Below are 13,963 nucleotides of genomic sequence, written 5' to 3'. Positions count from 1 at the left end.
AGTTTGCTAATTTGCTAATCAACAAATTGGCTAATTGACAAATTATTCTTACTTTTGCACTCTGATTGAGAATTTAAGCCAATGGCACATCTAAAACATATACGTAAATATTTTTTTAAATATAAATACCACTTACTACTTGGGATACTCATTACTATAGTATCACGCGTGTTTTCTCTCTTTATGCCGCGATATGTAAAAAACTCTATCGCAGCCATTGAGGACTTTGCTAAATCTACTAACAAAGATGCCTCTCAAATGACTTCCTTACTTATTGAATACGCGCTTATTATCATCGGTACAACTATCATATCGGCAGTGCTAATGTTCTTTATGCGTCAGCTTATCATCAATGTATCTCGTTACATCGAATACGATATGAAAAACGAGATATTTAAAAAATACGAACAGTTATCACTTAGCTTCTACAAACGCAACCGAGTAGGTGACCTAATGAACCGTATCAGCGAGGACGTATCAAAAGTGCGTATGTACGCAGGTCCTGCTATTATGTATAGTGTACAAACTATTACGCTTTTTGCTTGCGTAATTCCGCTAATGTTTATCATCTCTCCCAAACTTACTATCTACACCCTTATCCCATTGCCTATTCTCTCTTTGCTTATCTACAAAATGAGCAAAAAGATTAATATCGAAACGATGAAGGTACAAGCCTATCTATCCGACCTTTCTACTTTCTCGCAAGAAACTTTCTCGGGTATTGGAGTGATAAAATCTTATAATAATGAGGCAGCTACAGATGCGCAATTGGCAGTACTTGCCGAAGACGGTCGTCAGAAAAACATCAAGCTCGCTAAGATACAAGCTTTCTTTATCCCTACAATGATACTAATGATAGGATTGAGCCTTATCTTTGTAATCTTTATTGGGGGAAAGCTCTATTACACTGGTGAAATACAATCTATTGGAGTAATTGTAGAGTTCAGTATTTACGTGATGATGCTCACTTGGCCTGTAGCTACAGTAGGCTGGGTAAGTTCTATTGTGCAACAAGCGGAAGCCTCTCAAAAGCGCATCAACGAGTTTCTTTCCGAAGTGCCTCAGATACGCAATCAGGTAGGAGAACTTACGCCTATTAAAGGAGATATTACATTTGATAAAGTATCTTTCCGTTATGAAGATACGGGAATAGAAGCTCTTAAAGACGTATCTTTCCACATAGAAGCAGGACAAACAGTAGCCGTTATAGGTAAAACTGGTAGTGGTAAGACTACACTGTTAGACCTCATTGCACGTATATACGATGCTAATCAGGGTGAAATACTGATAGAAGGTAAACCTGTAAGAGAATTAAATCTACACAGCTTGCGCAAGGCTATTTCGGTAGTGCCACAAGAGAACTTTTTGTTTTCGGACACTATTCGCAACAATCTGCGCTTTGGCAATAAAAATGCTACTGAAGAACAAATAATAGAAGCCTGCCAAAAAGCCGTAGTGCATAATAATATTATAGAGTTTACAAACCAATACGACTCGGTGCTTGGAGAGCGCGGGGTATCACTCAGTGGCGGGCAACGCCAACGAGTAGCCATCGCAAGAGCTTTGCTCAAAGAAGCCGAAATTTATTTGTTAGACGATTGTTTATCAGCCGTAGATACCGATACCGAAGAGAAGATTTTAACTAATTTGCGCGATACCTTAAAAGGCAAAACCGTAATTATAGTGAGTCATCGTGTGTCTATCACTAAATACGCCGATAAAATACTGATGCTCGACAAAGGAAAATTAGTAGAACAAGGTACCAAAGACGAACTTTTAGCTCAAAATGGTGTCTTTAAAGCCTTTTACGATACCCAAACCATATAAGCTATTGTGCAATTTAACTTATGAGAATAGAAACTGAAGATTATATTTCATTTGAAGAACTTCTAAAACAAGTACAGCACAAATATGCTGAACACTTACCTTTTGTGTGCTACAAACCTCCACATCACACTTCAGTAATATTGTTGGAACAAGAAGATGATACACTTCATTTTTTCAATGTGGGTAAAGAAGAACAAGAGGGATTTGTTTTCGCTCCTTTCGATACTAACGAACCTGCTGTTATCATCACTCCTAACAAATTTACCATAAGCCATTTACCTACACAATCAATTGTAGAAAATACTAATATTGATATTTTAGAAGATACCAAAACCGAAAAACAAAAGCATATAGATTTAGTAACCAAAGCTATTAATGAAATACATCAAGGAACTTTTGAAAAAGTAGTACTTTCGCGCAAAATAACTATCAAAGAAATGGTAAATCCATTTAAGAGCTTTACCAATATGGTAACACGATACCCTTCAGCATTCTGCTATTTGTTTTATCACCCTAAAGTGGGAACTTGGCTTGCTGCTACTCCCGAAACACTTTTTCAAAGTAATGGTAGCAATTTTCAAACAATGGCATTAGCAGGAACACAACCTTTCAAAGAAGGTGAGATTCATTGGCTTTCTAAAGAAAAAGAAGAACAGCAAATAGTTACTGATACCATTGTACAACAGTTACAAGGATATGCTGAAAAATTTGAAGTTTCAGCCCCCAAAACCGTACAAGCTGGAAAAGTAATGCACTTATGCACTATAATCAAAGGAAAAATAAAAGAAAATAAAGCTTTTGAAATAATCCAACGCCTCCACCCTACCCCTGCTGTCTGTGGCTACCCTACTGATAAAGCTCATAAATTTATTATAGAAAATGAACTTTATAATAGACAATATTACACAGGTTATTGTGGATGGGTATCTAATAATAACCAAGCGCTCTATGTAAATCTACGCTGTATGCAAATCACTGCCAACGAAACCTCTTTATATGTAGGAGGTGGCATTACCAAAGATTCCATACCCGAAAAAGAATACGAGGAAACACAGAACAAAGCTCAAACAATGATAACAATTCTGTAACATCACACTTTTTAATAACTAAAAACTAAATTATAATGAAGAGATTAGTAATGGCAATGTCGGCACTATTGATGATAGTAGCTTGTGAGAAGGACGACAAAAACACGATGATTGTAGAAGGCAATATCGAAGGGTTAAAAATGGGAACTATCTATTTACAACAATATGTAAATGATAAACTTACCAATATCGACTCAGTAGTAGCCAATGGTGATGGTAAATTTACTTTCAAACGACATTTAGAAAGTCCTGAAGTTTTTTACATCTACCTCGATTTGAAGAAACAAGCTGGCACTGACCTCGGTGACCGCTTGATGTTTTTTGGTGAACCTACCACTATCAACATCAATAGCGCTTATGATATGTTTGAGGTAAGAGCCAATATCAGTGGCTCTCAATCACAAAAGGAATACAATGAATACCTACACACTATGCGACAATTTGGGATGCGTAATGCTCAACTACTTGAACAACAAGTAAATGCTTTCAAAGCTGGCAAAACTTCCTTAGTCGATTCACTAAACGTTGCTTCCGAGAAGAATAACTTCCGTCGCCACCTTTTTGTGTTAAATTACGCCCTCTCTCACCCCAATTCTTATGTAACTCCTTATGTAGTATTAGCCGATGCTCCTAATACCCGTGTAAAATATTTAGATTCTATCTACGGGAAACTGAACAAAGATGTCGCTAATTCTAAATACGGTAAAGAGTTCAAAACTTATATAGAAATAGCTCGAAAAGCTGAAAATGAGAGTATTAAAAATTAAAATCTACCATAAAGTATTCTCCTCAACCATTTCACTCGCTGTATGAGACGTTGTATAATATCACAGGCGATGACAGCTAAAACCGTAAAAATCACTACGTTCAAATAGAAGTTATCGCCTATATACTCTTTGATATAGGCTACCAAAAAACGCATATAGTAATGAGTGACATATATTTCTAATGAAATACTTCCTAAATACTTCAAACATTGTGTTGCTTTATTTTCTGAATAACAAATCCCTTCCCATAGAACATAAGAAGCTGCAATACCCGTAAGTGCCAAAGCATACAAACGAAGAGAATCGAGTATATAATGAGATTTATCAACTGAAAAAAACAATAAAAGTGGAAAGATCACAAATCCTGCCCAGCCTATAGGGCGCAAAATTTTTAAGGCTTGAGATTTATATTTATGGGTAGCATAACCTAATGAAAAATAGATAAAATACCAGCACAATTGAGGTAAACCATAGAAGATAGGTTGTGCCCCTGTGGCACGATGCAAAAATACAAGAATACTCCATAAACCTATCATTACCCATATTTCGCGGTATTTGTTGATTTTCAAAGCAAGATAAAGCAAAGCACACTCCCAGAAAAGCAACCATAAGAACCACATTCCTCGTGTAGGTTCATAAATAAGCCTACAAAGATTTTCCCATAATTCTATTTCATTAAAAATATATTCGTGATAGATAGCTGAAATTAAGAACCATACAAAAAAAGGAATTACTAATACTTGAAAGCGTTTGCTGAGATTCAACTCACCTCGTGCATTAAAGTTCACATAGCCTGAAAGAAACATAAATAAAGGCATATGAAAAGCGTAAATAGTTACATAAAAGGGATTTGTACGGTCATCACCTGAAAACCATTGCGAAGCGTGTCCCATCACTACCAATATGATAGTAAAACCTTTGAGCACATCAATAAGAGGATTGCGTTCTTTCATACCTATTTCTTTATAGGAGCAAAAATACTTTCTTTTTTTTAATTAGCAAAAATACTTTCTGTTTAAAGCTTTCTTCTTTCTTAATAAAAACACTTTAAACTATTGATTTTTAATAATTAAAACTCTTTTCCTCCTTTTATACAAACAAAAAATGTTATCTTTTTTTTTAAGAATATTTTTGTAATCCCCACAAAATATGTATTTTTGCCGTTTGAAGAAGTAAAACAAGTAAATTATCAATTAAAAAATGCAAAACAAAGGACTTGTAAAACTATTTGCCATATTGTTTGGATTGATATGTATTTATCAACTTTCATTCACCTATGTGGCAGGTAGAGTAGAAGATGAAGCCAAAGCTTTTGCTGAGGCTAAAGTGCCTAATACTCAAGCTGACTATATTGCTAAACGCGAGGCTATAGAAGCTAAGTATTTGGACGATAAAATGGGACAAGAGGTCTACAACCTCGGAATTGCAAAATTCACTCTCTCCGAAGTGAAGGAAAAAGAATTAAACCGTGGTCTCGACCTTAAAGGCGGTATCAACGTAATTCTGCAAATCTCCGTAAAAGACATCTTAAAAGGTCTTGCTGACAACTCTAAAGACCCTATTTTCAACAAATCATTAGCCGAAGCCGATGAACAGCTCCGTAAAACTGACAAAACCTACTTGGATTTGTTCTTCGAGGCTTACGCTAAAAATGGTGGTAAGTTAGCCTCCCCTGATGTGTTCGCTAATAAAACTCTCAGCGACCAAATCAACTTCCAAATGAGTGATAGTGAAGTACGTCCTATCATCAGAAAACGTGTAGATGAGTCTATCGTATCTGCTTTTGAAGTATTGCGCAAACGTATTGATAAATTTGGCGTTTCTCAACCTAACATCCAACGCCTTGGAAACTCTGGTCGTATCCTTGTAGAACTCCCAGGTGCTAAAGATATCACTCGTGTACAAGCTCTTTTACAAAGTACTGCTCAACTTGAGTTCTGGGAAACTTATAAAAACACTGATGTATTCCCTTACTTACAAGCCCTCAATGAGCAACTTAAATCTACTGCTAAAACCACAGATAAAGTAAAAGATACTCTTGCTGCAGCTACTCAATCTGGCAGTAGTGCTATCGATTCTCTACTTACTGATGTAAAAAAGGATTCTGTTCCAGCTCAAAAAACAGATGGTGCAAATCCATTGTTTGATTTGTTCAAATCTGCTCCTAACTACGAATCTCCTGTTCTTTTTGCAGTAAGTTTGAAAGATACTGCCCAAGTAAACAGCTATCTCAACTCATCTGAAGCAAAACGATTGATTCCTGCTTCATTACAATACGTACGTTTTGCTTGGGGTAAACCCGATAAGAAAACTTCTCTTATCGAACTTTATGCCCTTAGAGGTAACCGTGATAACACTCCTCCTCTTACAGGAAATGTGGTAACTCAGGCTGAACAAACTTATGACGTGCGCAACCAACCTGCTGTATCTATGCAAATGGATGGCAAAGGAGCACGTATTTGGGAAGCTCTTACAGGTAAAGCCTTCTCTCAAAACACCAATATTGCTATTGTACTTGATAACATCGTCTATTCAGCCCCAGGAGTAACTACAGGTGCTATTTCAGGAGGTCGTTCTGAAATTACTGGACATTTTACTTTGAATGAAGCTGTTGACCTTGCTAACGTACTTCGTGCTGGTAAATTACCTGCAAGTGCCGATATCGTACAATCTGAAATTGTAGGACCTTCTTTAGGTCAAGAAGCTATTGATAGTGGTATGAACTCTTTCCTTATCGCTACTATCTTCATCTTTGCTTGGATGATATTCTATTATGGTCGTGCAGGTGTTTATGCCGATCTTGCTCTCGTATTTAATATTCTCCTCATATTTGGAGTATTAGCAAGTATTGGTGCAGTACTCACCTTGCCTGGTATTGCAGGTATCGTGCTTACCATTGGTATGGCAGTCGACTCTAACGTGCTGATATTCGAGCGGTCTAAAGAGGAATTACGCAAAGGTAAAAACATCAACCAAGCAGTAGTCGATGGTTTCAAACACGCCTTATCATCTATCTTAGACTCTAACATTACTACAGCACTTACTGCTCTTATTTTGTTGTTCTTTGGTAGTGGTCCTATCCAAGGTTTTGCTACTACCTTGCTTATTGGTATTGCAACTACTTTGTTCTCCGCTATCTTCATCACTCGCTTGTTTATCGACTATAGCGTTGAGAAAAAACATCCCTTTACTTTCAGCACCCCTATTACCAAAAATTGGTTCAGTAATATCAATCTTAACTTTATTGGTAAACGCAAAATAGGATATGCTTTCTCTATTATCTTATCAGTAATAGGTATCATCTCTCTCTTTACTCGCGGTCTCGACCAAGGTATTGACTTTGTGGGGGGTAGAACTTACCAAATTCGTTTTGAACACGAAGTAAATCCTACTCAAATAGCCGATGCACTCAAACTTACTTTAGGAAATGTAGAAGTGAAAACTTTCGGTGCTCCTAACCAAGTGAAAATCTCTACCAAATACAAAGTTCAAGAAGAAAGTACTGAGGTAGATAACGAAGTACAACAACTCTTGTTCAAAGGATTACAAAAATTCTTACCTGAAGGCACATCATTTGATAGCTTTGCCAAAGCTACCTCTACTGATAAGATTGGTATTATGCAATCTATGAAAGTAGGACCTACTATTGCTGAAGATATCAAGAGCAGTGCATTCTGGTCTGTTATTGGATCTCTTATCGTAATTGGTCTATACATCTTATTCCGCTTCCGCAAATGGCAGTTCTCTATGGGTGCGATTGTATCTTCAGCACACGATGTGCTAATGGTACTCGGTATCTACTCGCTTACTTATAGCATTATGCCATTCAATATGGAAATCGACCAAGCCTTTATTGCAGCTATCCTTACTGTAGTAGGTTATTCACTGAACGATACTGTGATTATCTACGACCGTATTAGGGAAGTAATGCGTGAGCCTCATTGGTCAAGAGAAAAAATCAATCACGCTCTCAATACTACCCTCAGCCGTACTTTGAACACATCATTCACTACTTTGGCAGTACTCGTTACTATCTTTATCTTTGGTGGTGAAACCTTGCGTGGCTTTATGTTCGCAATGATTATCGGGGTTTTCATCGGTACTTACTCTTCTATATTTGTAGCAGCTCCTCTCATTTACGATACTGTAAAAGATGAAGCTGACCACACTAAAGAAGAAGAACATAAAAAGTAATACCTAATTACTAAATATAAAAAAGGCTGTCCAAATTATTTCGGACAGCCTTTTTAATTTTATATCAATTTCATCTTCTTTGCTTTCTCCATCATAAAAGTTTTAGCAGCTTCGTACTCATTGGGGATTTTACCTTCTAAAATCGCTTCTTTTATCGCTTCTTTTAGTACCCCTACAGGTCGTGATGGAGGTAAATTGAAGGTTTTCATTATTTCTTCACCACTCACTGGTGGTTGAAAATTTCTAATGTGGTCTTTTTCCTCTACCTCCACTACTTTCTGACGTACTATTTGAAAATTGTCGTGATATTTTTTAAACTTTTTAGGATTTTTAGTAGTGATATCAGCTTCACAGAGGGTCATCAAATCTTCAAATTCTTCTCCTGCGTCAAATACTAAACGCCGTACTGCCGAATCAGTTACAATATCTTCTGCAATAATGATAGGGCGCGAACTCATTTTCACAATTTTTTGTACATATTTCATCTTATCATTCAGTGGCATTCGCAAGCGTTTAAAAAGGTGATACACCATCTTGCTTCCCACAAATTCGTGTCCGTGAAATGTCCAGCCAATCTTCTTGTCAAAACGTTTAGTAGGAGCTTTACCTATGTCGTGCAATAATGCCGCCCATCGCAGCCATAAGTTATCGGTATGTTCTGAAATATTATCTACCACTTCTAAAGTATGCCAAAAATTATCTTTATGGCGTTGTCCGTCTTGTTCTTGTACTCCTTGCAGTGCAATAAGTTCAGGAAGGATATAATGCAATAAACCTGTTTCATATAGCAATTTCAGTCCTATAGAAGGTTTAGGTGATGCTAATATTTTATTCAGTTCTTCTACAATACGTTCATTAGAAATAATTTTCAATCGTTCCTTATTATCAGTAATAGCTTTTAGAGATTGTTCTTCTATCTCAAAATTCAGCTGAGTAGCAAACCTTATTGCACGCATCATACGCAATGGATCATCTGAATAGGTAATATCTGGATTTAAAGGCGTACGAATGAGTTTCCGTTCTAAGTCTCCTAAGCCGTCAAAAGGGTCAATAAGGTCACCAAAAGTATCTTTGTTCAGTGAAAAAGCCATTGCATTGATAGTAAAATCACGGCGGTTTTGGTCATCTTGCAGTGTGCCACTCTCTACATAAGGTTTGCGAGAGTTTGATTCATAACTCTCACGGCGTGCTCCTACAAACTCTATATCTAATCCATCGGCTTTAATCATCGCTGTACCAAAGTTTTTGAATATAGATACCTTAGGATTATTAGGCAATTGTTCAGCTACTTTTTCAGCTAATGAAATACCACTACCAATAGACACTATATCAATGTCTTTAGGGAGTTTTTTCTTTAGTAAATAATCGCGTACAAACCCTCCAATCACGTAACTTTCAAGCGGTATTTCAGCTGAAATATTACTGATAAGTTCAAATATAGGATTAGAGAGTGCTTCAGTATAGTTCATTAAAATTCGTTAATTGTTTTGCGAATGGCAACCAAACGCGTTAAAAGTCCTTCAAGGAGGTCAAGATGTAGCATATTAGCCCCATCGCTTTTAGCATTAGCAGGGTCAAAATGAGTTTCAATAAATAGCCCATCAGCATTGTTCACTATGGCTGCACGAGCAATGGTTTCAATCATATCGGGGCGACCTCCTGTTACCCCAGTAGTTTGGTTAGGTTGTTGTAACGAATGTGTTACATCCATCACAACAGGAGCAAATTGGCGCATTGTAGGAATACCTCTAAAATCTACTATCAAATCCTGATAGCCAAACATCGTTCCACGATCGGTAATCAAAGCTTTTTTATTACCACTATCAAATACCTTTTGGACAGCAAATTGCATACTTTCAGGGCTCATAAACTGACCTTTTTTTAGATTTACTACTTTACCAGTTTCAGCTGCTGCCACCACTAAATCGGTTTGACGTACCAAAAAAGCTGGTATTTGCAGTACATCTACATACTCAGCTGCCATTACTGCATCACTTACCTGATGAATATCAGTAACTGTAGGCACACCAAAAGTTTGCCCTACTTTTTGGAGTATTTTCAGTGCTTTTTCATCGCCTATACCTGTGAACGAATCTACACGACTGCGATTGGCTTTCTTAAAACTCCCCTTAAAAGTATAAGGAATATTTAGTTTTTGAGTGATATTCACTATACGTTCAGCGATTTTCATCGCCATATCTTCTCCTTCTATGGCACAAGGTCCTGCTAAGAGAAAAAAATTATCTGCTTTATTTAACATTTTATTTAGGTGTTAGGGGTTAAGAAAAATGTTTTGTCATCATTAGTGGGAATTTTAGGCAAGTTGAGTTTTTCCTCAACTGGAGCTGTATGTTTTGAAAAGAACATCTCTTTGATATTAGCTGTAAAGAGGTTTACAGCAATAGCTAAAAGAATAACCCCAAAAAGGTTGTGAAGTACAGTAATACCTTGCTTGCCTAAGAATTTTTCTATTCGTTCCGACGATTTAAGTACTATATAAACGATAACCATATTGATAATTATCGCTACAATAATATTCTCTACATAGAATTTTGCTCTGAGTGAAAGCACTGTTGTAAGTGCACCCGCTCCTGCTACCATAGGAAATGCTAATGGCACAATAGAGGCACTTTCGGGGGTTGTACCTTTGTAAAGGGTAATGCCTAATATCATCTCTAAGGCAAGAAAAAAAAGAATAAACGCTCCAGCTACAGCAAAAGCTTCAACGGTTACTCCAAATAAGTTTAACAATTGTTTGCCAAGAAATAGAAACACTACCAACAAGCCTCCCGCAACAATAGCTGTTTTCTCAGATTGTATACGTCCCGCTTTTTTGCGTAGATTGATAATAATTGGCACACTCCCAATGATATCTACCACCGCAAAGAGTACCATAGTAGCGGAGATAATCTCCTTTATATCAAAATTCATAACTTAAAAAATTTGCGCAAAAGTACAAATTAATTAGCAAATTAACAAATTGACAATTGGCTATTTAATAAATTATTGTTACTTTTGCCCCCACTCTCACCTCTTAATTTCTAAAATGAACTTACTATCTGTAGAAAACATATCTAAAGCCTTTGGCGAACGCATAATTCTTGAAAACATCTCTTTTGGTATCAATAAAGACCAAAAAATAGCCTTTATAGCCAAAAATGGCACCGGAAAAACTACTCTTCTCAACATTATCGCTGGGAAAGATCTCCCCGATAGTGGTCAAGTAGTGTTCCGCAAAGGGATACACATTGGGTTTCTTTCTCAAAATCCTTATTTTAATGAAGATTTGACAATAGAAGAAACTATTTTTGCTACTGATAATCCTATTTTGCGCCTTATCCAAGAATATGAACACGCCTTGCAGTACCCCGAAAATGAAGATGCTTACCAAAAAGCATTTGAACAAATGGAACGCCATAACGCGTGGGATTTTGAAACACAATACAAACAAATCCTCTCGCGTCTTAAATTAGATAATCTTCAGCTGAAAGTAAAAAGCCTCTCTGGCGGACAAAAAAAGCGCCTTGCCTTAGCCAATGTACTCATCAGTAAACCCGATTTATTGATATTAGATGAACCTACTAACCATCTTGATTTAGAGATGATAGAATGGCTCGAACAGTATTTCGCTAAAGAGAACCTTACCCTTTTCATCGTTACTCACGACCGTTATTTCTTAGAACGTGTCTGCAACGAAATATTAGAATTAGACAACGGCGAACTCTTCAGTTATAAAGGAAACTATTCCTATTTCTTAGAGAAGAAAGAACAACGACTTGCACAAGAACAAGCCTCTGTAGAGAAAGCTAAAAACCTATATGTAAAAGAACTCGACTGGATGCGCCGTCAGCCCAAAGCGCGTACTACCAAATCTAAATCGCGCATAGACGACTTTTATAAAATTAAAGAAGCTGCTCACAAAAGACGCAAAGAGCATTTCGTGCAATTGGAAATCAATATGGAACGCTTGGGAAGCAAGACTGTAGAATTTCATAACGTGTGCAAGGCTTTCGATGAGCTTTGCATACTTGATAAGTTCAGCTACAATTTCTTACGAGGAGAACGAGTAGGCATTATAGGCAAAAACGGCACTGGAAAGTCTACATTCTTAAACCTTCTTACAGGAACGATCACCCCCGATAGTGGTAAAATAGTAGTAGGTGATACTATCAAATTTGGCTACTATACTCAGGAGGGTATAGAGGTATTACAAGGGCAAAAAGTAATAGAGGTAATACAAAAATACGGCGACTATATCCCTTTGCTCAAAGGGCGTACCCTCTCGGCAGGACAACTCTTAGAGCGCTTTCTCTTCGACCGTAAAAAACAGTATGATTATGTCGAAAAACTCAGCGGAGGTGAGCTCAAACGCTTATATCTCTGCACTGTGCTTATACAAAATCCTAATTTTCTAATCCTCGACGAGCCTACAAACGACCTCGACATTGTTACCCTAAATGTCTTAGAAGACTTTTTGTTAGACTACCCTGGTTGCTTGGTAGTAGTCTCTCACGACCGCTATTTTATGGATAAAATTGTAGATCACCTTTTTGTTTTCAGAGGCAATGGCGAAGTAGAAGATTTTCCTGGTAATTACACTGATTATCGTGTATATGAAGAGAGTACTCCACCGGTAGATGAATCTCCTAAAAAAGAAACTACTAAAAATACTTGGCGTAAGGACGGAATGAAAGGTTTATCATTTAATGAACAGAAAGAATACAACCGTTTAGAAAAAGAAATTGCCCAATTAGAAGAGCAAAAAGCAAGTATTGAAGCAGCTTTTAGTGAAGGAACACTTAGCAATGATGAAATACAAAACCAATCAATTGCCCTACAGCAAACGCTTACTGCTATAGAGGAAAAAACAGAACGTTGGTTTGAATTAACTGAAAAATTAGAACAATAATTAAACCGATTTGCGATAAGTACGCCACCAACGTTCAGGAACAATACCGCGAATAGCTTCTTCATAATCTTGTGGTAAACAAGGCACAAGCCCTGAAGGTACGTGATTTTGAGGAGAAGAATATTTGTCGCCTCCTGGTTTCATCCACCAACGTTCAGTTTGGGTACTTTTGAAAAACTCTATTTGTATATCGTCTATGGGTACAATATATTTAGTGTAATTCTCATCGTTGATTACTGGCAATTCCTTAATGCGGAAGGTAAAACCTTCATAAAAATACCAAACCATTTCTGCGAGTAATTGGGCTGCCAAATCGGTATTGGGAATATCAAAAATACCTGCTACTTGCACATTACTACTAATACCTGCATAACGCGCAATAGCACATATTTCTCTGCTATTAAATCCATTTACATTACCCACAGCCATCATATCCTTTGCTTGTACTGAAGTCATATCCACACTCACTATATCAGCATCGCGCATAGCTGGCTCTATAATCTTCAAATCATTCACTATATTACCTAAACGATGTACCTCAAAACACATTTTCTCAAGCAAATCTAACTCCTCTTGGGCTACATAATACGATTGATAACCTAAATTTGTAAAATCTAATAGATTTACAGGCGGTTCTGAAATGAGTTTACTCATATACGAACTCTCTACAAACAACTCTTCTGTATTGCCAAAATCAAATTTAGAATCCACACACACAAGGTTTACCATTTGTTCAAGGCTATCAAAAGCGCGATAGAGTGAATAGGTAAAATCTTGTGAACCTCCTAACACTATAGGAATGACCCCTTCTTTAATCAAATCAGCTACAATCTCTTTGATAGCAAAATGTGTATCTTCTTCTGTAGCTTCTAAGGGCAAGTTTCCTAAATCTGCAATACCAAAATTCCAATTGCCCATAAAAAGTGAATACAAATGCTGACGAAAACGGTAAAACGACTGCCCCATCGTTTCTATACAAAAGAATGCTATTTTTATATCTGTAAGATCTGGCAATCCTAAAGATGGAAGGTGTTTTTGTAGTTGAAAACCTACTTGTTGTGGTTTGTAATCATCTAAGGTAAAAGACTCATCTATAGGTTGTAAATAGGATAATGACATAATTCTTTTATTATTAGACGGCAAAGGTAGGAGATAATTAGCAAATTAGCAAATTTGTG

The 13,963-nt window shown here is 36.9% G+C and carries 10 protein-coding genes; 5 read left to right on the top strand and 5 right to left on the bottom strand.

Going from position 1 to position 13,963, the window contains the following annotated elements:
• Positions 1–81: 81 nt before the first annotated feature.
• From CGC57_RS12530 to CGC57_RS12520, 3 genes are read left to right on the top strand one after another with little or no spacing between them, the layout of a single operon-like run.
• Positions 82–1,827 carry an ABC transporter ATP-binding protein gene (locus CGC57_RS12530; protein WP_095899381.1) on the top strand — a complete coding sequence of 582 codons (1,746 nt, stop codon included), beginning with the start codon at positions 82–84 and terminating at the stop codon, positions 1,825–1,827.
• A gap of 20 nt (positions 1,828–1,847) precedes the next feature.
• Positions 1,848–2,915: a chorismate-binding protein gene (locus CGC57_RS12525; RefSeq protein ID WP_095899380.1), complete on the top strand. Its 1,068-nt coding sequence runs from the start codon at positions 1,848–1,850 to the stop codon at positions 2,913–2,915.
• A gap of 35 nt (positions 2,916–2,950) precedes the next feature.
• The gene (locus CGC57_RS12520) at positions 2,951–3,682 is read left to right on the top strand and encodes a DUF4369 domain-containing protein (RefSeq protein ID WP_095899379.1); all 732 of its coding nucleotides are present in this window, start codon (positions 2,951–2,953) and stop codon (positions 3,680–3,682) included.
• On the opposite strand, the gene CGC57_RS12515 is transcribed toward CGC57_RS12520, so the two are convergent.
• Positions 3,679–4,635, bottom strand: coding sequence for an acyltransferase family protein (locus CGC57_RS12515; RefSeq protein WP_095899378.1), 957 nt, complete (start codon positions 4,633–4,635; stop codon positions 3,679–3,681). The two genes, CGC57_RS12520 and CGC57_RS12515, sit on opposite strands and share 4 nt — an antisense overlap.
• Positions 4,636–4,882: 247 nt before the next feature.
• Here CGC57_RS12515 and secDF point away from each other — a divergent pair, with 247 nt between their 5' ends.
• Positions 4,883–7,876, top strand: a complete 2,994-nt coding sequence (secDF, locus tag CGC57_RS12510) for a protein translocase subunit SecDF (protein WP_095899377.1) — start codon at positions 4,883–4,885, stop codon at positions 7,874–7,876.
• A 59-nt stretch (positions 7,877–7,935) separates the two neighbouring features.
• Here secDF and CGC57_RS12505 read toward each other — a convergent pair whose 3' ends face one another.
• From CGC57_RS12505 to CGC57_RS12495, 3 genes are read right to left on the bottom strand one after another with little or no spacing between them, the layout of a single operon-like run.
• Complete coding sequence (locus CGC57_RS12505; RefSeq protein ID WP_002678784.1) at positions 7,936–9,345, bottom strand: CCA tRNA nucleotidyltransferase; 1,410 nt, start codon at positions 9,343–9,345, stop codon at positions 7,936–7,938.
• Positions 9,345–10,136, bottom strand: a complete 792-nt coding sequence (gene kdsA, locus CGC57_RS12500) for a 3-deoxy-8-phosphooctulonate synthase (protein ID WP_002678840.1) — start codon at positions 10,134–10,136, stop codon at positions 9,345–9,347. The genes CGC57_RS12505 and kdsA overlap by 1 nt, the downstream gene beginning before the upstream one ends.
• Before the next feature lie 5 nt (positions 10,137–10,141).
• Complete coding sequence (locus CGC57_RS12495; protein WP_095899376.1) at positions 10,142–10,807, bottom strand: MarC family protein; 666 nt, start codon at positions 10,805–10,807, stop codon at positions 10,142–10,144.
• A gap of 115 nt (positions 10,808–10,922) precedes the next feature.
• Here CGC57_RS12495 and CGC57_RS12490 point away from each other — a divergent pair, with 115 nt between their 5' ends.
• Positions 10,923–12,785, top strand: coding sequence for an ABC-F family ATP-binding cassette domain-containing protein (locus CGC57_RS12490; protein WP_095899375.1), 1,863 nt, complete (start codon positions 10,923–10,925; stop codon positions 12,783–12,785).
• Here CGC57_RS12490 and CGC57_RS12485 read toward each other — a convergent pair whose 3' ends face one another.
• Positions 12,786–13,904 (bottom strand): formimidoylglutamase, encoded by a 1,119-nt coding sequence (locus CGC57_RS12485; protein ID WP_095899374.1) that lies wholly within the window; start codon positions 13,902–13,904, stop codon positions 12,786–12,788.
• Positions 13,905–13,963 lie beyond the last annotated feature (59 nt).

Source organism: Capnocytophaga sputigena (assembly GCF_002302495.1).
GTDB classification, from domain to species: domain Bacteria; phylum Bacteroidota; class Bacteroidia; order Flavobacteriales; family Flavobacteriaceae; genus Capnocytophaga; species Capnocytophaga sputigena.
The sequence above is the reverse complement of the archived record's forward strand: the minus strand, read 5'-3'. Positions and strand labels throughout refer to the sequence as shown.